The following is a 23786-nucleotide window of genomic DNA, read 5'->3' as shown; positions in this document are numbered from 1 at the left end:
CATATATGGCCTAACGGGGATGTGATGTATGAAGCATATACATATGTACAAAATACGAGTTTTGTGAAACAGTTGTTATAATTCAAATGAAACAATCAGTTAAATCTCATGGATAAATGTGGCTTTTTCTTTTTATAACCCCCGAGATATTTTTAATTTCGTATGGATAAATATGTGATCCCGCATATTATATTTGTCGTATCACACAACTCAGTTATCTTAAATATAATATGCACTCATTCCAGCTTTATAATGAGCGCATATTATATTTGACTCTCTGAATTTCTTTTGATTTTTATCCTACGTCATTTTTAATTCACGTGCACCCAAAATTCAATAATGCTGTTCCAGGTATTGGATTCGTTTCCTTGCCCAACATAACGAATGTATTTTGCCTGAACCGGTTCAAATTCAAATGTTTCATAAGCAGCCTGTTTTTTACTGGTCACGTTACTTAATATATTTTGGTAATTAATACCATCAGTTGATATCTCCAAATCGAAATAATTGGATCGCGTATGTCCATTATAGAATTGAATGCTTACCTGCCCTACTTGAGTCTGTTGCTCAAGCTCCAACTGCAGGTATTGTCCCTTTCCATCTGCAGACCATCTGGAGTCTGGATCACGATCGATCGTATGGATCGGCAGATTGCCATCATCTGCACTTGCCGTAACTTTGGTTACAACAGCGAACGGTCCTTCCGGTTCGGCCATAGGCTCTTTGACTTCAAATTTCTCCCGTGCCTCGACCGTTACGCCATTAAAGACGCAGCTCACGATAATGTCGACCTTTCCCGCTTTTAACGCATGGAATGTAGTCCCTTCCGTATATCCGATCGTATCATCACTCGATGTGTACGTCACAGGAACGTTCAATTCTGCAATGTTTACAATCTCCCCATTATCTAATGTCAGAAACGAAGATAATTCTCCGCTTCCGCCTGCGCTGATTGCATTCCCTGCAACTCTCCAGCCGGGTACTGCTTTATTGGGACTTATGGAGATATTCTCTGGAAGTACGGGTGTATCAGCTACCTTAAACTTCACACGCACGTTCTGGGTGTGCCCCCGATAGGATACAGTGATCTCTCCAGTTCCATTAGTTCCTTGCGGTTGCTTAATTTTAACCTTTGCATCCTTGGCATAAGCTTTTGCAGAGATGATCGGCGTTTCGGTTGTGCCATAGGGCAAAATATGAACGTAATCCGTTCTTAAGAACTGCATACCCCCTATAGCTTCGCCATTCACTAACAGGGATTGAAGCCCCAGATGAATATCTTTGATTCGTTTCTTGCTCTGGTCCTGATATAAACTTTGCGGGGATAAACGATCGCCCTGTCCAATACCTTCCGCCATATCAAATGGCAGCGTATTCGCATCCGGAATGGAACCCACAATATTAACGTTTACGCCGGTGTCCTTTCCTTTTGTTCCAATGACATATCCGTTCCCGAATTGTTCTGATTCTACAATAATGCCGGATTTACTAGGGTGTGCCGCCTGACCGGTTGTATTCCAAAACACACTTTCAGTGGTTACCACTCCATGACGATTCGTTTCGGATGATCCATAGTCCCGTGTAATGGCAGAGATCCCGTCCCCGTTAACGACCAGGTTATCGATAAGATTCGCCATGCTCAAATACATATGAAAATCAGTCAATAATGATGGCTTCTCAGAATACGAACTTTGCAGGACATTCCCGTTCGCAGAGAAGTTGGCGTATGTGAAGCTATGTCTAGCTCCTATTGCCTTACTATTCTTGATGAGATTATCATTGCCAATAAATTGATATAAATAACCGTTCCCATTCGCTCCACGATACTGCGGGTACTGCATGGTTACATGATCCACTGTGACGTTCTTTGTACGATCCAGAATAATCCCTTTGGATAACAGATGATAATCTGTATTGCCCGCTGGTTTATAGGTGTTAATATTTCGAATCCAGCTGTTCGCCACCGCAATCACATTGACCGCTTTGGCATTATCAGCTTCATATCCAGCAGTCCCAACGACTTTGAAGTCGTCTTCACCAAGCCCCGACTTCGCATTTTGAATGTTTGCAATCGAGAAATCTTCCAACCCTACCTCCACAATCGGATCTGCGGTCTGACTAATCGTAATATCATCACGCAGCTTCATTGGATAACGCGTCGGAATGTCTAGCGTGATCGTATGGTTCTCCGGATCTACGCCTACAATTTGGCGATAGAATAGCGGTTCTACTTTACCAAGACGTGACGACCACTTGTTTTGCATGCCAAGTTCACGTAAGAAACCTGGCGTCGTTTCGAATGAAATGACCACGTAATCATTCACTGCAAACCCGCTTGTGTCCTCAACGGGTAGCAGGACGGTTGGATCAGTAACCGACTTGTGAAGTTTCGTGGAAATTCCGGTTTTCTTCCAATCTCCGTTACCGATACGGATAATATCCTTGTTTTTCATATTTTGCTGTGCATTATAGATATGAGTCTTGTTCATCCCGTCACCTTTCAGGACTACACGACTTGCAGGAATGTTTAGTGAATAATCCTTGCCGACCTGAGGGTTAACCTGATATGTACCCTTGGGAAGATACACGACACCCCCACCTAAAGCAACAGCAGCATCAATTGCCTTTTGAATAGCCTGTGTTGCATCACGGCCACCTGAAGGATCGGCAAAATACGGTGATTTGGTAACGTCAATCCGTTTGTTTTTAGCCGTTTTAGGTAATTCTGTTTCCCCACGCCGATAACCGGCATACGAAAAGTCATGCAGAAACCTTCCCTGTTCATCTTTAAATCCAGGATACCAATCGTTTGGATAGAGTCTGCTTCTGCCATCCGTACCCAGAGACAGATTCTCACCGGCACGATCAATAGATGGCTGTGAGCCACCCTCTGACGCTCGAACCTCCTGGGTTCCAGGTACAGACCATCCAACAGTCAACGTAAATGCCAGCAATAAAAAAGGCCACTTTCTACGCATGCTTTCGTTCTCCTCCTTTTGGATTTCAGAGTATGTGAGCGGTTTCAAGAAACCCTATAGTCACCTCCGATCCTGCTCAAGCAAGAGTCATGTGCATGCCAACTCAGCATGTCATAACCGATTGTAGAGCACGAGGGAACGAAATTACATAAACAAAAACGACACTTAAATGCCCATTTTATACAATATAAGGATTTATTTAGAGGAAACTGCACGATTATATCGCTCTAACGCCTGCTGCTGAATCTCAATCGCACGATCGATCTGTAAGGAGTTGATTTGCTCGACATAGGTATCGAAAGCATCTATCGGCTCAATGCCAAAAATGATTTTAAGCGACATCTCGTCCACCACTTTGTTCACTTCCTGCATGATGACTGACATTTCCGTGCTTTCTTTCTCGGTTTTGGGCAGAGTTGGTACCTGATGCAGAACAGCATCTGTACTGGACCATAACTGCACCGCCTCTTTCTGTTCCGGTAAAATATAATATTGTTCCATATATCGCGTATCCTGGACAAATGGACCGAAATAACTCGCTCTCGTGTACATCGCAAGCGCTTGCGCCGGCGACCACTTATCAGGGTTTTTCAAAATAGTTTCCGTATACGTCGGATACCCGACCTTCATCTCAAAACTGACACCTTCAATGCCAAAGTTGAACAGCAAATGTCCCTCAGGCCCATACCCGTAGTCCAGCATCCGTGCTGCTTCTTCTACATGATGACTGTTGCTGGATATGGCGACTCCACTGGAACCGATCGCGGGAGCAAGTTGACCAAATTTCGGGCGATCTCCTTTGTTCATGACAGGATATGGCGCTGGCACAAGCTTTGCATGGGGATCCGTCTCCTGCAAGATGGGTAGCCATGTACCGATCCCCGCACCTGCATTCCAGATACTCGCGCCGCTGCGTCCTGTGGTCATGTTTGTATCCTGAGTCTCCGAATCGACGGCGGCCAGGTTCTTGTCAATGAGTCCTTCTGCGTACCATTCACGAAATAAGGAGAGAAACGCTTTATATTCAGGTTCTTGTGCCCCAAACTTAATTTGGCCATCTTCCACGTAGAACCCCTTTTTAATACCAAATGCGCCAATAAAACCGCCGCCTTCAATACCAAACAACGGATTCGGAACACCCAGAAAAGTAAGCGGGGCGTCAGCTCCCTTTTTGTCCTTAAATGCCTGAAGCATCGTATGCCATTCGTCAATCGTGGTTGGCACATCAAGTCCAAGTTCATCCAGCCAGTCCTTCCGGATAATCGGCCCTTGATAGGTTCGCAGCTTATCATCTCCCTGGATAAAAGGAAACGCATAATAACTTCCGCTGGCTGTGCGAATCTGCATATCAATGTCTGGATGCTCCGTCAGGTACTGCTTCAGATGAGGTGCGTATTGATCAATAACATCGTTTAATCTCAGAATATATCCGTCTTTGATCGCTTTCTCCGGCCCACCGGGATAATTGCTCCACTCGTATTCAATCATATCCGGCAGTTCTCCGGACGTAAGCAGCACATTAATCGCTTCTTTGGCCTGATTGGCGGGAGGCCGGATGAATTGCAGGTTGACGCCGGTTCTCCGCTGCCACTCCTGAAAAAAAGGAACCTCATTGAAACTGGACTTAATGCTTGCTGCATTGCCATTCAATTCTGCCCAGTAAGTTAATTTCCCAGCGTCATTGGGTGCAGCAATTGAGACGGTCTGGTACTCTGATGAGCCGGAACGTTCATCCAGCTTGGCATCAGACTCTGTCCCGTTCTGATCGCAAGCAGTCAGCATGCCAAGCAGCAGGATGAATCCTGTCAACTTTGCTATGAAGGCGAACTCCCTCTTTACGTTCATGTTCCGGTCTCCTTTCAAATCAATCAACTGATTTCTTTATATTTACCTGGCGTAATGCCTTCATATTTCTTGAATACCCGGATGAAAGTTGCTGCATCGTTATACCCGACCATTCGGGATATTTCTGTAATGGATGCCTGTTTATGCTCAATCATTTCTTTAGCCTGTCGGATACGGCACTTATGAATACAGTCCAGCAGACCCTCACCAGTCTGATTCTTGAACAGTTTGGACAAGTAACTGCCCTTAAGCTCAAAATGCTCACCAATCGCGTTGACGTTCAAATTCACGTCTGTATATTTACTCTCAATATACTGTGTGACTTGAGTACTGAGATGACGCAGGGAATCCTCACGTTCTTGTGATACATTTGTTGCGCGCTTGTCAGCGGCATAGGAACATACCTCCTCAAGCAAATTCTGCAAAGCCTCCTGCATCTCTTGGATGGTATCCCCGGCAATAATGTCCTCAATCCGATGCGGGTATTGAGTTAGCGCATGATTATCCCTGTCCCCCAGATCATTGATGGCCTTGATCATTGTACCTACCAGATTAAAAATCAGGCAACGTGCAAGTGTGAGCGACATAATCGGTTTATCAAAATTTCGCTCTGTAATCTCGTTCATATAAGCGCTGGCTTGGTCGGTATCTCCCGCTTTGATGAAATTAAGAAGCTGCTGTTCCACCTGAAGCGGATAGTAGTAGCCAAACGGGTCATCCGCCATCGCATCGCTGCGGACATCACCATAGGTAATGATGCCTTTCTTGCCTAGCACCATTTTGTATTCCATCGCGTCTACTGCTTCCTGGTATGCTTCGGCGATACCAATCCACGACGTATGGCGTCCGCTGATGGAGATCGTCAATTCCATATCATAACGTTCCAGGAAGCGCTGTGCTTCTGCCGCAATGTGATGAAGATCCTGGTTCCAATTCGAAGAATCCGCTTTCATATTTACAAGGCAGACCATCATATCATCGACTTCAGCCACATATCCGACGTGCTGACGCTCTGAAGCCAGTTCTTCAACCACATTGGAAATAATGAGATGGATCAATTTGTTTCGTTCGTTGATATCAATACCCGGCAGTTTTCCATAGAGATTCTCTTCATTCTCAATGACAAATAAGATAACAGCAAATTCACTTGAATACAGCGGCATATGAAAGGAACGGAATGCATCTTCATAGGGCACGAGCGTATCCTGTTTGCCTTTCAGAAGCCGATTAATCATATTGGAGCGCAGCACCTGCTGATGTTTCTGCAGCTGCTGGGCAATCTCATTCTTTTCTGATCGTGTGTTCATGATGACCTTCTGAATAAATCGAAGTTCGTTCCGATCAGCAGGTTCGTTCTGCGAATTTTTGTCTTTGAGTGATTCCACGAGCTGCTGGATTGGAGAGTAATTCCGGCGCATGAAGAACCAGGTCAGTACACCCGCACTAATGAGACTCACCACGATGCTGATATACGTAAAATTGCGGACATATACTGCCTTTTCCCAATACAGGCTGCTGGGAATAATCAATGCGTACTTCAGATCGGATACCGCGGAGTCCATATAAAACATCTCCGATTTTCCTACCTTGGCGTTATCCATTTGAACCTGATTGCCATTCATGAATGGCTTCAATTCCTCTGACCCGGGATGATTGCTCATCAGAATCTCGTTATTCTGATTCAGAATCAGCAGCGTGGCATCACTAAAACCTGAAATGCTCTCAATTGCTTCCTGGAACCTTCGCGTATCCGCCATGACGACAACCGTACCAGTCTCCTGACCATTCAAATCATCAGGAAGACGTGTAATGTATGCAATGGAAGACTCCGCCGGAGCTGCATTCTGATGTGGCAGTATGACGAACTGATTCGTCTCTGTACCCAGAATCTGATCCCGCCACGCTTCGAAAGACATTGCACCTGTGTTATGTAGGGTATGAAATGCCGTTCGCATATCCCGAATATTACCTGAACGGAGAATGGATTGATCTTTTTTCCACACGACGTAGAATTCATCGATGGATGCGTAGGATGTTTTATAGAGACGGAGTTCCTTCACCAGTTGGTATGCCGTATACGGCGCCTCTTTGGCCGGCTGATTGGAATACATCAACGTTTGCAGATTTGGGCTCCACGTCATCTCCATGTTTAACCGCTTCATCAGATCAACTTGTGTATCGATCGTATAACGCATCTGCTTCAATAAAGAATCGTTGGCGCGATGTATTTCACTCTTCAAAGTCTCATTTGCTTGCATGTAAATAACCAAACTGATCAGAATCGGCACAATCAAAACAGCACTGTAAGAGACAAGCCAGGTTACAATTATGCTTTCTCGTTTTTGCCACAAATATCGAATGTTTAGCAACAACACATCACCCAACTCTTCGTAGATTATCTATGTTTGGATCAGGAATTTATTATAACGGTCAGAGCGCGATTGGGATATAGATAAAAAGTTCAATTCGATTGACAAAAAGGATAGCAACCACCGATTTCCCCCGTCAAATCAAGCACAAATAGCCCGAATAGACTACTTTCGTCTATCGGGCATTCGGTATCAAGTGGAGAATGTTTTTTAAATATTCTTATACATTTTTTAGAAAATGCGATGCTTCCAACCGTTTAATTTGGCACTCGCCTCAACGTAGAAATAGTCACCGTATATAAGAGAGACATTCACGTTCTGACCTGCCGGTTTATGACCGGTTCCCTCGAGAAGCATACCTTCGTGCTCAGGAAGATCCCAGGTTCCATAATGATCCCGCAGGGAACTCAGGATACGTTTGGCAACGGTAGTATAGAGTCTACCCTCTGGATCAGGAAGTACATCTGCAAGCTCAAGCAATCCGGAAGCAGCAATGGCACCAGCGGAGCTGTCTCGTGGGATCTCTTCCCCTTCTTCGGTCTCAGCACGAAAATCCCAATGCGGAACGCTATCCTCAGGCAGGCTGGAAATGAAGAAGTTCGCCACACGCTGTGCAGCATTCAGATATGCCGGGTCCTCTGTATACCGATACGTATTCGTTAATCCATATAAAGCCCACGCCGCTCCCCGACTCCATGCCGAATCCGGCGCCGCTCCCTGACCCCCTATCGCTTCTGCACGTTCACCTGTCTCGGGATCAAAGCGAATGATGTGATGCACAGAACCATCTTCCCGCACAAATTGCTTCATGACCATATCCGCATGAGCTTTGGCGATATGGCTGAAACGAGGATCTCCGCTCTCCTCAGATGCCCAGAAGAGCAACGACAGGTTCATCATGGTGTCGATGATCGACCAGCCCAGCATATCTCCATTCCAAGCCCGGATGAAGCTGCCTTTGGTATTGAAGCGGCCAGCCAGAAAGTTTGCGGCAAATAGAGCACGCCTTGCGGCATCGGCATCTCCGGTGAGCTTGTATTTAATGACAGCCGTAGGCAGGAAATGAAAACCCACGTCGTGATCAAAGTAGTTGTTTTCTAGAAAACGTTCCGATAGTCTCTCATCCCAATTCCATGCAGCCTCTTTATATTTCTCATCACCTGTCATATCGTACACAATCCATAATATGCCCGGCCAGAATCCCGAGGTCCACCAATCGATTCTCATGTCGTCATAGATGCCATTTGCTCCTGCGACATGCGGAGACTTATCACCTATGGCTGCAAGCATCTGATCGGCTTTACTTTTAATCTGATCCCATGCGTCCTTGTTCACTTCATTTAATACGTTCATGTAACCTCATACCTCCTTACTGTTCTTCAATACTTGATTTAACCTTTCAATGAACCAACCATGACACCTTTTACGAAAAAGCGCTGCAAAAACGGATAGATGCACAGGATTGGTATCGTCGCTACCATAATCGTTGCATACTTGATGGTTTCCCCGATCTGGAAGCGGTCCCCAGCCGATGCACCGGCCGACATGCTCTCCGTGGAATTGGCGATCAGAATCTCACGCAGCACCAATTGCAATGGGAACAGTTCTCGGCTTTTGATAAACACAGACGCATAGAACCACCCGTTCCACTTATCGACTGCGTAATACAGAATCATCACGGCAATGACTGGCATGGACAATGGGATAATGATACGGAACAAAATGGTGAAGTGATTCGCTCCATCAATCTTGGCCGACTCTTCCAGGCTGTCCGGTATGCCCATAAATGACGTTCGCATGATGATCAGGTTAAACGTGCTGATGGCAAAAGGCAGAATGGTCGACCACAATGTATCTAACAGGCCAACGCCTTTTACAACCAGATACAGGGGAATCAACCCGCCGCCAAAGAACATTGTGAACACGATAAAGAACATGAACACCTTGTTCCACATCACGTTTTTACGGGATAGCACATACGCACCAAGCGCAGTCATGAACAGGTTGACGATAACGCCGAACACAAGAATAAACAATGTATTACGGAAACCAGTGGCTATACCTGGATTGGCAAGTACACTCTTGTAAGCTTCCAGGCTGAAGCCGACCGGCTTCCACAGGAGACCTTTGTTTGCTAACAGCTGCGCCGAGTCACTAAAGGATGCAAATAACACGTAGAGCAGCGGATACAATGTGACGATGACAAGCAGGATTAGAAACGTATAATTGAAGATCGTAAAGATTCGGTCAAACCAACCGCTTTCCTTAATCAAAGTTACCACCTCACCATAAGCTGTTTTGACTCACTCTGCGGCTGATATAGTTCGCCGAAATCAGAAGAACGAGATTGATCACCGAGTTAAATAGACCAACTGCCGAGCTGTAACTCCATCCGAACTCCAACAATCCCTTTCGATATACGAAGGAGGAGATTACGTCAGCCGTCTCATAGGTCACCGGATTATAAAGGAGAATGATTTTCTCGAACCCGACATTCAGCATATTACCCATCCGGAGAATGAACATGATCGTAATAATAGGCAGCAATCCGGGTAGCGTAATGTGAAACATTTGCTTGAGACGGCTCGCTCCGTCTATCTTCGCCGCTTCATACTGCTCCAGGTCGATGCTCATCAACGCAGCAATATAGATAATGGATTCCCAACCGATCCGCTGCCATATTTCAGACAGAACATAGATCGGACGAAACAGCTCCGGCTTTTGCAGCATCGCCTGACCGTCATATCCGAGCATCATGATCAGACGGTTGATTAAACCATCCGCGTTCGTGAAGTCCGTAATAATTCCGCATATGACGACGAGAGAGATGAAATACGGCATATACGTAATCGTCTGAACGACCCGCTTGAATGTACGCTTGCGTACTTCATTGATGAGCAGCGCCAGAATAATTGGTGCGGGGAATTCAAAGACCAGCGTGTACAAACTGATAAGAAGGGTGTTCTTCAGCACACGCAAGAAATAATAACTGTTGAAAAACTCTTCAAAGTGCTTCAGCCCAACCCAATCACTCCCCAAAATGCCCTTCATCGGAGAATAATCTTTAAAGGCAATAATTGCGCCGTACATCGGACCGTAATGAAATATTAAATAATATCCAATAACGGGAATCATCATGATGTATAAATACTTGTTCATCATGAAGTCCCGCACGAACCGGCTTCTAAAGGATTGACGATTGCTCATGATGTACCTTTTCACCTCTTTTCAATCGGGAGGGCTAGTGCCCTCCCCTTTTACAATTACCGGTTGTTGTAGCGTTCAAGTGCTGCTGTCTGGATTTCAATCGCTCGATCCAGATGTAACGATTTCATTTTTGCGACATAGCTCTCGAATTGATCCACCGGTTCGTTGCCCAGAATGATCTTGATGGTCATCTCATCGACGAGCGTGTTGATATCATTCATGATGGTCGCGTATTCGGAGCTTTCTTCAGGTGTAGGTGTGATTGAAGGCAGATTATATTTGGCGGCCTGTGTATTCTTCCATACATCAATGGCATCACGCTGGGTCTGTAATGCAAAGAACTGCTCGGCATAACGTTTGTCTTGAACGAATGGACCGTTATAGCTGCTGCGGGCATATAGGGAAATCGCTTGTGCAGGAGCGAGTTTATCCGGATTCTTCAGCAGCAAGTCCGTGAATTTCGGATAATCACCTTCCATGTTATAGCTGACACCTTCTTCACCGAAGTTGAAGAACATGTGCCCTTCCTCACTGTAGCCATAATCCAGCATACGAACGGCAAGTTCCGGGTCCTTGGCTGCTGTTGTGATGGCAACCGTGCCTTCCGAGGCATAACCCTGGTTAAGCTGGCCGAATTTAGGAATATCCCCTTTGTTAAGCACCGGATATGGTGCGGCGACCAGAACGGCATCCGGATCATTTGCTTCAACGAGCGGCTGCCATTTGCCGATACCTCCACCTGCGTTACCGACACTAGCGCCAGTAGCACCCGAAGCGAGGTTACCGTCGACGGATTTGGTATCCGCTGTTGAGATGTTTTTATCAATCAAACCTTCTTTGTACCATTCTTGGAATAACGTCAGGTATTCTTTGAAACCCTCTTCCGCAGGACCAAATTTGACCTGTCCGTCTTCCTGATAGAATCCGCGGTTTACACCGAAGGCGCCCAGGAAAGCACCATTACCGGAATCGTTAAAGAATCGTGGCTTACTTACAACAGAGAACGGAGCGGATGCGCCTTTTTTCTCTTTAAAAGCTCTCAGGGTTGTTGTCCACTCATCAATCGTTTCCGGAACAGGCAGTCCCAGCTCATCCAGCCAATCCTTGCGAATGATGGGTCCCTGGAAGACACGAAGATACTCATCTCCCCGAATGAACGGGAATACATAGTAGCTGCCACTGTCCGTTTTGACCATCTTGTCGATGTCCGGATTGTCCTGCAGGTATTTCTTCAGATTCGGAGCATACTGGTCAATCAGATCGTTCAGCTTGAGGATATAACCATCATTGATGGCTTTCTCCGGTCCACCAGGGAAATCTCCGATAAAATTGTACTCCAGCATGTCTGGCAAATCCCCGGATGCCAGCATTACGTTAAAGGATTCTCTGACCTGACCGGTCGGTGGTGCCGTGAATTTGAGTGGTACGCCGGTTTTTTCCTGCCATTTTTGAAAGAATGGAATTTCGCTGTGCGAATTTTTGACCCCGATCAAGTTTCCGTTAATTTCACCCCAGTACGTAAGCGTCTTATCCGTTTGAATTGGATAGGTTGTTGCTTCCGTTGATCCGCTTGGTGTCCCTTTATCAGCATCGCCCGTTTTACTGTCTCCGGACGAACACCCCAGGATCGTTGTACCTAATAACAGAATCATCAAACTCGTAGATAACACTTTTCTTCTCATGGACCTTATCCTCCACCTTTTGGGAATGTCTGTGCTCTACCTCAGAGTAAGGGAGAGTGCATTGTAGCGATATTCGCAAAAGATGAAATGACATGTTGATTTCGTCAGAACCAAATGATCATTTAGCCAAAACGATAGACGAATTCTCTATATCATCATCTGCAATGCATTGAATTTACAGTGTTGGCGCGGGTTTGTGAGTGTACTTATGACAGCACAAAAAACAGACCATGAACACTGTTCATCGTCTGTCACGTGGGTGAATAGGAGTGGATTGGAATATCACGAATATATTACGGCAGAGCTCGCTATCTCATTTTTAGTCCCAGACCACTTCGGTACCTGCGATAAAATCATGTATTGCACGTTTGTCTTCTCGTACAGCAACCATGATGACACTCGCAATGAAACCAATGCCGAATGTGATTCCATATACCAGTCCTGCAACAACAACTCTCATCAGCATGGTTCCAATTCCAGGGGGCTCATGTGTATCGTATTTTCGAATTCGAATTCCGCAAATACGTTTTCCTATCGTTCTACCGTACCAGAAAACGGGCAATAAAATGGAATACAATGCACTTAATATTTTGGCTATAGGTTCATCACTATCAAAGTTTCCTGTAATCAGTCCTGCGATAACCATTAACGGCAATGCAATAATAATAGCATCCAGAATACTGGCGCCGAGCCTTATCCAAAAACCTGCATTATACAAAATGTTTCCTCCAAACTTTCTTTACTAAAAAGACGAATAAATACGTTATTTAACTCCTTTCATTCTTTTGTTCTAGCTCAACATGGGTTTAAGAAGCTCATGGGAACCGGTATTCACCATCACCTATCTGGGTGTATATACTGTTCATATCTCTACCACATTACACCATTAAAACCAAGTCTAACACATTTCATTTGAAGGCCGACATGGAACACCTAAGGTATTATCATACGTTATAGATGTTTTATTATTTTAAGACCGAGGAGGATGAAGCACATGCATAGATTCAAGTACTATGGAGATCCACAAGATTATGCCTTATCCGCAGCTCCGCAATATTATCTGAATAGAGATGTACAACACAAGAATACTTTGGCATTACCGAATTATGTGGAGCCCAAATTCACCGAGCTATTATTCCAACACATAGGGTTAAAGATTGTCATCACGACAACTGTCGGCAAATTGATAGGTATTCTGGATGATGTTTCTAGTGATTACGTAACTCTTGATGTTCTTGGAAAAAAGCATCACATTCGATTATGTGAAATCGTTTATTTTGAAATAGCAAAAGAGTAATCATGAGCAAAAAAGATGTTTATAATACGCGAGGCAAAGCAGCTTTCATCCTCCCCAGTATGTGAAGTCTGTTTGTGGCATCACTAAGATGAAACATTTCATTTAAGCATGAAAAGCTTTCCAGAATGAGCCCTCTGTATTAATAATATCCTTGATCTGGGCAAAAGGAATCGTAAATGTCGGGAATCCCGCGACGTAAGGAGCGATTTCATAAGGGCTAAAGTATAGGTGCAGTGCATCCGCTGTGACAAAAAAAGGCTGATCCGGGCTGATTCCCTCATATGTGTCCGGAAAAACATAAGAGTATTGCGGATCATTCTTGATCTGATCTCCTACGATTTTGCTAAGCACCTTCACATAATCACTGTTCGGTTTAAATAAATCCTTAAGTTCATACATCTGACCGGTGCTCAGATTAATAATCGCATAGATCATCGTCGGCATGCCATGTGCAGCACCAGCCGGGTAGTTATAGCCCGTGAGTTTAAGCTGAAGTAATTGCTGTTGGTAGAACGTAATATCAAAATCCCCTGTATATGTGTAACCCAGCTTCTGATTCGCAGGGATTGGCTTCACTTGGGATAGTGCCTTTAACTTGGCATTTACTGCAAGCTGAACGGCTTGGTCCGTTAACCCTTCCAATTGCGGATAATACACGAGGTAATCCGGGTTGGGTTTATATTTTTCTTCGCGTACACGATATGGCGGGTGAAGGGGAACGATTGTATTTTGCCGCCAAATGATCTGCCCTGCCCGGTTTACATAGGATACCCGCTGGTCGACATACGCCTTGATTAGATCTGGAGCTACCAATTCAAGGGTGCCCGACCCTTCAACACGGGGGTATCCTGATGCAGGTCGCCCATTGAGATCCAGAAAGAACGTTTGTGTCCCATTCGTGGCTGAAGCCAGTCCTCCCTTGTAATTTGATACATCCGTATATACAAAATCCGAAAGTTTCCTACCATTGACATCTGCAATTGCATAGATCGAACCAATAAAAGACTGTTTGGGGTCAATCGCTTGCCCCAGGGCCAGCCGATGTTCTCCCAGATCTCGAATGTCATTGTAGGCGGGTTGGATGATAAAAGAGCCTTGTGTATTAATAACGCCATAGATGGAGTTGTAATCCTCCGCTGTATTCACAATAGCGTATCCACCACTGAACGGAAATGCCGAAGTGAAGCTCGGCTGAATCCGGATATGACCACTTTCGTCGATATAACCGTATTTCCCTGATGCTTCTTTCTGAAAAGGAAGTAATCCGTTACCCAGAGGACCTACATAGGCATATGGATACGTTGCCAGCCGCTGACCATTTCGGTTAATTAACGCATATTCATTTTCCTTGATCTGCACAACGGCCTTGCCATCCTGAAAATCGTTCGCTGAAGCGAACTGCGCCCGAATGACCTCATTTCCAGAGGTGTCCAAATAACCGTAACGACTGACTTCCCCGCCTGTCTGACTGTTGTCTGAAAGGTAAAACAGCGCTCGGCCGTCCTTCACATCGGCAATAAAGGGATATGCCCGTTTGGTCAATACTGCGCCTTGTTCATCAATCATCTCGAACCCTTGGGAATCAATGACAATGGCCCGACCTTCTGAAAAAGGATTAATGGAATCGTATACAGGTTGAACGACAAATTGCCCGTTAAGATTGATGATGCCAGTCTTCCCGTCTTTCACTACGACAGCCAGGCCATTTCGTTGAAAGTCTTGGGCATCGTCAAGGATCGGTTCAATTCGAATACGACCTTGGGCGTCCATATAACCCCACCGGGTTCCAGTTGTCGTTCTGACCGATATCGGAAATAACCACGTCGTTTCACGCGGCCCCTCTGTGCCCATGGCTTGCCTAATCTTCTTTTCCAGCTCAAGCAGTGCTTCCCGCGAAGGGTATGGTTCATTGAATCTTAACGCTTGTTGGACCGAAACGAGCGCGGCAGGAGATAATCCGGCCTTGTACTGGGCATCTGCAAGATAGTACCAATAGAAATTGTAGTCTGGATAGTGTTCAGTCAATTGTTCATAATACTGTACGACCTTAGGAAAGTAATATGGATACACATCTGTTGCGGGCACCCAATTACCATTCTGCCAGCGGATGATCTCGACCCGATAAGCTTCACCTGTATCATGAATCCAGAGTGCAATTTCTACTTTGCCATCTCTGCCGTGGGGACCAGGCATATCGATGATTTCCGCATGGCTGTAATACAAATCTTCTGGCGCGAGATCAGTCAGTCCTGATTCTGTCCAATCGTATACTGCAAGCTTTGACCAGATCGCACCGACCTGCCAGCCGACAATGAGATTGTTCCGCGCCGTGGATGTCACAGATGCCGCTGTCAATAAGGTAACTCCATAACCCAAGCCTTTCGTCAAAGACATCTTGATCCAGTGACCTTGGTAAAATTTCAGAACAAGCAGGATTAATTCACCGCCCTGCTCATATACAGCAGCAATCTCCGGCATTCCATCTCCGGTTAAATCTGAAGCATAAATAGCCGGATGTTTGACCGGTTTATCAATGGTGACGACAGTCGCGCCAGCCGGAATATGTTGATTGACAATTTGCGTTAACAGAGGTTCACTCATGGACATGCCTGTTTCCTCCTTAAGACAGCATTCGCCTAATGTATGGGTATGCATCATAAGCGGGGATATGACATCTGAGCGAATATAACCGTTAACTTTGAAAAGTTGAAGCGAATAGCAAAATCTTATAAAAAAAGAGCAGTCGTGAAGACCGCCCATTTTTTTGTAACCTTCCTTAAGGATCTTGCAATAACACTTTCTGTCCGTTCACCATCAAATAATTCACTTCATTTACCGGTATTGTCTGGGGTGATATCCACTTCATCAAATTGTTGTCAATGTTCAGAAACCCCGATTTGGGAAGAATGCTCGTGCCATCGTTGAGATAGAGTTCCATGTGAAGATTCTCAGGCGTTATTTGATTGATGCCTTTGCCCATGAGCGTAACACCCAAGGAGGAGACTACAATCTCTGTACGAATTTCCTCATCCAGCGTAAGAGTTGCTTTTCTAGTTTTACTGAATGAATCCTGTTTCAGATCGAAAGTTGTTTTCCATTTCCCCGTAACGAACTGCTCATAACTAGTAAAATCTCCTTTAAGCTGGAGCTTGTTGAGTTGACTGATATCCGAGATATCAAAAATATACTCCTCATAATCCCCACCGTATCGAGTACCCCCTTTAATATAAGAGCCATAGGAGACACTATTCATGGGTATATCCTGCTTGTTCCCTTGATCATCAGTGAAGAAAAAATAACCATGATTGTATATACCCATCTCGTCATCTGGATTAATCTGAATATGCAATTTCCCATCGACGAAACCTATATTGGATATATACATCCAATTGATCCCAGGCAACTTAATATGAGTTTGCTCCTGATGAAGTACATGAATGAATTCCTGTTCACTTAATTCCAGAGCAGATTCACCTCCCCACCCGCTAATACTGTCTTTGAGTGGATCAAGAGTGTCATATTCGGTCTGCTGCTTCTTACTTAGGAGTTCTGAGAGATTGAGCCCAGAATCATAGTTCACCTCTTTATTTGCACCTGATAAAAAAGAACTCATCTGGACACTTATTCGATTGCTGAGCCGTTTTCCCTGAACCAGAAATCGAATAATCGCAGTCTTCTCAGCAGGATCATACTGTACTAACTTTGCGTTCTGTGACCGACCACCTGATACATGAAAATCATATACATCAAGCGAAGCATTCACTCGGTCTTCTGTTAAATCCTTGAGGGCTACATAAATTTCAGTTGTGCTGCCGTCTCGAACAGCACCGAGAGTCTGCATGCGTATGCCCTGATCTTCACTGGTCTTATTTACGGGACGAAGAATGTTGATTCGATCTCCACTCAAAAATTGCAGAATAGATGAAAGATCAATTACTCCCATGGCCGCTGCTGCACCAGTAACAATAGCTAAAGACAGGATGGCTGCAATGGGGATATAGATTAATTTACGGGTTCTTCTTTTATTTGGTTGTGTACTCTTCTTCTGTGAATTACATGGCGAATTTTCCTCAAGGCGCGCTTTCTCATGGAATAATTTCTTGATATGGGTTAGATTCTGTTCCGTAAAATGATCTCCTGGATTCGATATGGGAATCACCTCCTCTATTTCTTCTGCAACCACCACTTACGCAACCACTGTTTCGAACGATAAATTTTGTTATTAACCTGTCTGACGTGCAAAGACAATGCTTCTGAAATTTCCAATGGCTTCTGACCTTCGTAAAATCGGCGTTTCAGAATTTCCCGGTCTGGTTCAGGAAATGATTCAATAGCCTGCTCCAATTCAAGTTGCCTTTCTTTACTGATTAATTTAGAGAGAGTGTCCTCAGTTTGAACGAAATGAATGCTCTCCTCATATGAAATCTCACTTCTCCGATTCCATTTCCGGTAACGGTCAATGGCTTTGTGCTTTGCAATGGTTGCCAGATAATTTTTCAAACTACTGCGCTCGGGTTGGAAAGAAAGTGGATTTTGCCAAAATGAAAAAAAGGTGTCTGCTACGCATTCTTCGATTTCTTCTGTTGAGGCATTATGTAATATGGAATAAATAATTTTCCACAACAATCCAGCATAGTTATTCATCACCCATTCCATAGCTTCATGGTCACGTCTAGCAACTGCTTCCCTGATCTGATCTTCCTTCATGCTCACCCTCCCTTCCATATTAGATTCGATTCAAAAACCCATTTTACTCCAATAAAATAAAAAGAATTGCAGAGGCTCATGCTTCTGCAATTCTTTATGTGCCGATTAGTTCAGGATGATTCTTGAGTGCTGAGCTGCACATATTGTGTGAGGCGGCAATAATGAAGCAACATAAGCTCCTCATTACCGCTCCCCAAAGCGGTTTTTCGGCCCTCTTCTATCATGTGTTCCAAAATCTCGCGAAGAAAAGTCATTTGAAATCTCGAGGTCTCTACAATTAATTGTTCCAACACATCAATATCTTTCAGTGTGAATTGGGATAATCCGCGAAGCAACAGCTCTTCTGACCAGCTGCTAATCTTCTGCATCAACTGATTATAGTCTTCCAACTCTTCCCGTCCTTCCATAACCCGTATCCAGTTTCAGACTGATCACTGTTGGACCCTTCAGGAAGCTGATCGGGTATATCCGTTGCTGCTCTATACGTACAAAAGCATAGAAGTCTTCGAGTGTTCCTGCTCCATAGCCAGACTCTAGCCGTTTGATCATGGTCTGCCATTCCGTTGAATATGGAAGAGTCAGATCCAACGTCTCCCCATGGTCACTCTCCATCGTTAAAATAAGGTCCTGCGATTGCTTATCGAAGCGATGCTCTACAACCCGGGCAACCTTGATCATCGCCAGTCGTTCTTTCGGAACGGAAAACAACTCAAATGAGCGTGCATCCTGAGCAAGTACGGAGGGTATTTCTTGCATGTACTTGCCCAGATTCATCTCTTCCACTGATGTTCGTGGCAACAGTGTAAGCTTTGCGCCTTCCCCGGAGGAGAGTCTATGCTCTTCATTTACTTTAACCGAACGAAACTGAACCTCTTCCCCGGCAAATTGACGAAAAGTCAGATTGGGCAGCCATGGAGTGAAGGAACCATAATGCTCTGTATATGAGAATTGATTATCTTCATAGTATACCGCCCGCACATCGCTGTACGTATAGATTTCGGCATCATCAAAGCAATAGAAATAATAAGTGATTCCACGGTAACCGGAGCGTGTCTCCCATGCATCAGCCCCCAATCCATACAGATGCAGCTCTGGAACCGCATAGTATTTACTTCGAAAACTGCCAATGAGCTGACTTTGTTTGAACGCAGATACCTTCTCTTGTTCAAGCACCTGTAGTGCAAGATACAACTTGCTTATCCGATCAAGCATCGATTGCATGGAGAACCGTACGTGTCGGTTAAAAAACAGTTGCAGTTCTCCTTGAATCCCGCGTAAACCTCGCTCAATGTCGGGAAGATGACCACTATGAGCGGCAATCGCCAATGTCTCCAATTGGGCCATATACGATTGCGGTAGACGAGCAAGTCCCGTCTTTAGCAGGCCTGTCAGCATGGAACGACATTCCTTCACTGTTTGAAGTGAAAACGTGGTATCATGGACTCTTCCACTTATGACATCCGTATCATCCAAACCTTGCTGCATCCGATACCGCAGTATTGCTTCAAGTTTGGCCATATTACCGGCAGTTTGTTTTACTTTGCACAGGGCCTTAGCCAGACTAGGTTCTTCTGTAAACGAAACCTCAATTTCTTGTTTCACCAGACGCACCGTTAGAAGAGAATCCTCCAATACTTCAATCTGCTCTGGATATCTTAATCGGAACAGAACCTCCTCAATCAACGAAGAACGATATGATTTGATCAAAGGAGCAAGATCCGATTCAACCATCCAGCGGAAGCGGGACTTCATCCCATGGGAATGTGTATTTTGAATTTGACCTGCCTGATGAACATGCATTTTATCCAGACCAGACTCAGGTGCCAACTCTGCTGTTGACGCTTCTTCACCCTGATTTAATGTATCCTCAGTCTGATGTTCCCGTTGATAATACAAAATCGAAATCAGTACATGTTTGCAAATATTGTCTGCCGGACAGGAGCATTCCCAATGATCCAGCGTATTTTCAAGCATACAATGTGTACCATCAGTCAACTGACAATTCACAGAGGCTTCATTCCAAGTGTATTGCACAGTCACGCCATGATCCAACTCTTTCAGAGACCTTTTGTACAATCCCTTGTTAGCATATCGAATCAAATAATCCTCCGTACACAGCGTCGAAAATATCCGGAATTTCTGTTCAAATCCACTCACGTGATCAACGTCCTGACGCTCTTAAAATATCATAGATCGTCTCACTGAACACACGACCTGCAATTTCACCCAAAGCAATGGACTTGTGATCGCTATAATAATAGTATTTCTGACTGCCAGGTTTGAAGAAGTGCAGAGATTCCAGCGTGATATCTTCCAATCCTTCATAATATGAAATGCTGGTACCACTGAAGCGCAGTTCTGCGACAAGATCTCCATACTCTTTGTAAAATTCATGATACCAGCCGCCATCCTGTGCTGGACCTTTGATCCATCCGTATTTCTCCAGTGCTTTGGGGAATGCAGTGGGAGAGAAATCAGACTCCGGCAAGCGATCATATTCAACCTTGTTTTTGTCTTCATCCTCAGGCACATGAATTTGACGATTCAGCTGCTCAAACGGCTGCTTGATCTCATAATCCTCCAGCTGCGTTTTCCATCCTTCGAGCGTAGATTGGTCCAGTTCGAGTGGATGAATCAATCCCACTAGAGATTCCGAAGGCAGCTCGTATTCATCCTCATCGACGGTATTAAACGTTCCATCCTCCATATAACGGAACGTGGTGACCAACTGACCATCTTCATATATGCCCCATATCAGACCTACAGCAAATTTCTGCATGATTACATTCTGTACAAACAATGCTGTCCACTCATCAGCAGACCACAGCCGTTGTTTGGACAAGGACTCTTCCAGACGTTGCGCCTGGATGTTAACCATCGTTTTGAGATCCTTCTTCAATTGTGTGAAACGCGCCTTAGATTGTGCTGCAAGTTCAGCATCATCTTTCTGCGTTGGAGCAGGCAGACTCTTCACAGATTTACCCGTTTCTTCATTTACAACAACGACTTGCAGATCTCCATTCACTTTAATCAGGAATGAACGCTCCCCGTAGCTCAGCTGCATCGTCCCATTTTTATCAAAACCAAGTGTGGTGACGAGTCGATCTTCCAGTTGTTCCGAGGTAAGTCCCCTATTATCCGCTGCCAGCTGCAACGCTTCTTCAGCCGCACCCTTAACCTGGCGGTTCTTCACACTGCGTTTAATCTTGTCAATCGCCATGAGAGCAGAAGGTTCCTTAAGATAGGCCAATACTTTTACAGCATCTGCGGCAATGGCGCCTCGGCTGTTTTCTGTCCATTCCTTAATTTGGGGAGCCAAGATATTCACAATTTGAGTATCCCCAAAGAGTGCCGAGAGGTACATCGCCCACTTTTCTTTCGCAGTAGCACCCACCTGAATCCACAACTGCAGCAGCTCGCTAGCAAACCGTGCGAGCGATTCCTCGCTTACATACTCACGGAGTTCATTCAGTCTTTCGTTCGGCGCAGATGTATGATCTATTGATTGGACCAAGATATATTGCTTGATTCGATCATCTAATGGTTGATTGTCCTCTGAACGTATCAGAGAAGGAAGATCGTTCAAGGAAAACCAGCTTAGTCTGGTCAGCTTTTTGGCATCTGCCTGATCTGCAAGTGCCGCATGAGCATACTCTGGACTTTGATCCGCGGTATCCAGCAGAATTTGAATCAGGTTCTTCCATTCGGCAGACTTCTCACCCTTCAGAAGCTCAAGGTATATCTCCTTGCTATGATCCAAACTGCGGATGGCGCTCAGAGCCATTTCTTTCACACCCGTTTTTTTCTCCGAACGATATATTGTCGTGTATAAGTCCGGGTCAGGAATCCGATTGAATTCAGATAATGCTACGCCATTTGCCTTTTTGGATGAATCCTGCAACCCGGCACGAATCGCTTCAGCTACCTGTTTAGTCGATAGACCTTGACGTTGTTCAAAGGTGATTTCCAGGATTAAGATACGTGTGTCCGTGGGCAGTTTCTTGTACTGTCCCAGAGCAAAGTCCAGATTTTGCTGAATGATCCGGCGATATTCATCCTGAGGCATCGATTTGTACTTATAATCGGTCATTCCGTTGAGAGAGATCAGGCTGGACAGCAATTTCTCTTGTTTCACCTCTGGATCTTGGCCGTAAAGTTCAAGCAGCTTCTCACCGCTAAACGCGTAAGATTGATACATATCAGAAACGATATCCAGTGTCCACTCGGGATACGTGGTCAGAATCACGAACCGACGCATCGCCTCCGAATCCAAAGGCAGGAAACTAATGCTGATCAAGTTATGAACGCGCCTTTTGTCACGATTCAGGTTATTAAACAGTCCACGACTATTCGGATCTTCCCAGTAGTCCTCAAGGGAACTCTCCCCGTTTAAATATCGTGCAATCGCAATTCCCTGTCTGCCTCCATCTAATGGATGTCGAAGAGCGCTGAATACGGCTTGCTCAACCGTTTCATCCACATCTGGCACTGCGATTCCATGGTCCTCCAGCACTTTTTGAATACACAATTTGAGGAATGGGGGTTTTAATATGTGGTATGCACGAATTGCTTGTTGCGGATCATTCACAATCGTTGATTGCAGAAATTGCCATGGTATGGTGTACGATTCGAGTTCAGTACGCAAATTTTCGATGAGCTGATATGGTTCATCCAGGGGTACCAGTCCTGACAGCAACTCATTGGCATTTTTCGTTCTTGTATCCATACTTAACAAATAGCGCCGAACTTCAAGTGGATAGATCTCATGTAATTGGTTTATGGCTTCGAGCAAAATAAGACCGGTCTCACTTTGGTCTTCAAGGAAACGGTGTTTGCCACCACTGATGTTAACCAAATACAACAAAGCATTGCTCAAAAGGATCATCGTTTTGTCGAACTCACTGTAAGGCAGCTGCTCCTTTTTGGAGAGAGAAGAATTCGAATAGTTCTCAGCTATAACCTGATTATGCTTCTCTCGCAGGAATTCATCATTTAATTCATATGCAGATCTGTTATGTTTCGTTTGGAAATTGCAAACTACCAGTGGCTCAATCAATGCATGCAATTCGTTCCGCAGCTTACTTGTATCATGGGTCATCACGTGTTGAAACAATGCAGGCAGAGATTGAGTGAACTGTTGTACCTGGGCAAGATGAGAAGGGCTATCATTGAGATCTGAATAGAGACGAAGGAGTATCATTCCATTGATTACATCCCGGAAATTCCCCTTCAGTCTGCTCTTTAATTCATCCAGAATTTCCTTCTCTCCAGCATAACGATTGATTTTCTCCAAACGGGACAGCAACCCGCCCATCCGATCATTGGTTTTGCTCTTTCCACTCAGTCCATAAGCTTCCGAGTCGTTTCCAAGGCAGAGCGTAAATCCATCGGTTCTCCACGAATTTCTTCTGGAATAATTGGATTCCATATGAATTACAATGGCTCCCGCTCGAAAAAAGATATCTCCGTCATCCTTTTTGGCAATTTTCATGAGTACTTCTATCGTCTGGTACGCATAATGGCTGGAACCACCCATCATATCCGGAAACTTATCCGTCGTTCCCATCACATAATCGATGATTTCCGAACTCCGGTCCGTTTTCAACGAATATTCATTGGAACACACCTCTGCAAACTTCTCCACCAAAGCTTCTACTGCGCGGTCTGCGGTTAACATTACACATTCCTCCTCGAATATCAG

The 23786-nt window shown here is 44.9% G+C and carries 15 protein-coding genes; 1 reads left to right on the top strand and 14 read right to left on the bottom strand.

Features of this window, described 5'->3' with window-relative positions; genetic code table 11:
* Positions 1-311: 311 nt before the first annotated feature.
* The 8 genes from MKY42_RS16650 to MKY42_RS16615 all read right to left on the bottom strand — a co-directional run bounded on the left by MKY42_RS16650 (position 312) and on the right by MKY42_RS16615 (position 12799).
* Positions 312-2978, bottom strand: a complete 2667-nt coding sequence (locus tag MKY42_RS16650) for a discoidin domain-containing protein (RefSeq protein WP_339843401.1) — start codon at positions 2976-2978, stop codon at positions 312-314.
* A gap of 195 nt (positions 2979-3173) precedes the next feature.
* The gene (locus MKY42_RS16645) at positions 3174-4823 is read right to left on the bottom strand and encodes an extracellular solute-binding protein (RefSeq protein ID WP_339843399.1); all 1650 of its coding nucleotides are present in this window, start codon (positions 4821-4823) and stop codon (positions 3174-3176) included.
* A 23-nt stretch (positions 4824-4846) separates the two neighbouring features.
* Positions 4847-7174: a helix-turn-helix domain-containing protein gene (locus MKY42_RS16640; RefSeq protein ID WP_339843397.1), complete on the bottom strand. Its 2328-nt coding sequence runs from the start codon at positions 7172-7174 to the stop codon at positions 4847-4849.
* A gap of 249 nt (positions 7175-7423) precedes the next feature.
* Entirely contained in the window at positions 7424-8545 is a 1122-nt protein-coding gene (locus MKY42_RS16635; protein WP_339843395.1) for a glycoside hydrolase family 88 protein, read from the bottom strand.
* Positions 8546-8583: 38 nt separating this feature from the next.
* Positions 8584-9465, bottom strand: a complete 882-nt coding sequence (locus tag MKY42_RS16630) for a carbohydrate ABC transporter permease (protein WP_339843393.1) — start codon at positions 9463-9465, stop codon at positions 8584-8586.
* A 10-nt stretch (positions 9466-9475) separates the two neighbouring features.
* On the bottom strand, positions 9476-10399 hold the full coding sequence (locus MKY42_RS16625; protein WP_072732961.1) for an ABC transporter permease subunit: 924 nt from the start codon (positions 10397-10399) through the stop codon (positions 9476-9478).
* A 56-nt stretch (positions 10400-10455) separates the two neighbouring features.
* Positions 10456-12081 (bottom strand): extracellular solute-binding protein, encoded by a 1626-nt coding sequence (locus tag MKY42_RS16620; RefSeq protein ID WP_339843390.1) that lies wholly within the window; start codon positions 12079-12081, stop codon positions 10456-10458.
* A gap of 319 nt (positions 12082-12400) precedes the next feature.
* Positions 12401-12799, bottom strand: a complete 399-nt coding sequence (locus MKY42_RS16615) for an RDD family protein (protein ID WP_090898378.1) — start codon at positions 12797-12799, stop codon at positions 12401-12403.
* 276 nt (positions 12800-13075) lie between these two features.
* On the opposite strand from MKY42_RS16615, the gene MKY42_RS16610 reads away from it, so the two are divergent.
* Complete coding sequence (locus tag MKY42_RS16610; RefSeq protein ID WP_090898375.1) at positions 13076-13378, top strand: DUF2642 domain-containing protein; 303 nt, start codon at positions 13076-13078, stop codon at positions 13376-13378.
* A 102-nt stretch (positions 13379-13480) separates the two neighbouring features.
* Here MKY42_RS16610 and MKY42_RS16605 read toward each other — a convergent pair whose 3' ends face one another.
* From MKY42_RS16605 to MKY42_RS16580, 6 genes are all read right to left on the bottom strand, one after another.
* Complete coding sequence (locus MKY42_RS16605) at positions 13481-15985, bottom strand: WG repeat-containing protein (protein ID WP_339843386.1); 2505 nt, start codon at positions 15983-15985, stop codon at positions 13481-13483.
* A gap of 169 nt (positions 15986-16154) precedes the next feature.
* Positions 16155-17537 carry a DUF4179 domain-containing protein gene (locus MKY42_RS16600; protein WP_339843384.1) on the bottom strand — a complete coding sequence of 461 codons (1383 nt, stop codon included), beginning with the start codon at positions 17535-17537 and terminating at the stop codon, positions 16155-16157.
* Positions 17538-17542: 5 nt separating this feature from the next.
* Positions 17543-18085, bottom strand: a complete 543-nt coding sequence (locus MKY42_RS16595) for a sigma-70 family RNA polymerase sigma factor (RefSeq protein ID WP_339843382.1) — start codon at positions 18083-18085, stop codon at positions 17543-17545.
* A 110-nt stretch (positions 18086-18195) separates the two neighbouring features.
* Entirely contained in the window at positions 18196-18474 is a 279-nt protein-coding gene (locus MKY42_RS16590; RefSeq protein ID WP_143067022.1) for a hypothetical protein, read from the bottom strand.
* Positions 18461-20242, bottom strand: a complete 1782-nt coding sequence (locus MKY42_RS16585) for a hypothetical protein (RefSeq protein ID WP_339843378.1) — start codon at positions 20240-20242, stop codon at positions 18461-18463. The genes MKY42_RS16590 and MKY42_RS16585 overlap by 14 nt, the downstream gene beginning before the upstream one ends.
* 4 nt (positions 20243-20246) lie before the next feature.
* The gene (locus tag MKY42_RS16580; protein WP_339843377.1) at positions 20247-23762 is read right to left on the bottom strand and encodes a DUF4132 domain-containing protein; all 3516 of its coding nucleotides are present in this window, start codon (positions 23760-23762) and stop codon (positions 20247-20249) included.
* Positions 23763-23786: the final 24 nt, after the last annotated feature.

Source organism: Paenibacillus sp. FSL W7-1088 (genome assembly GCF_037969855.1).
GTDB lineage: Bacteria > Bacillota > Bacilli > Paenibacillales > Paenibacillaceae > Paenibacillus.
The sequence above is the reverse complement of the archived record's forward strand: the minus strand, read 5'-3'. Positions and strand labels throughout refer to the sequence as shown.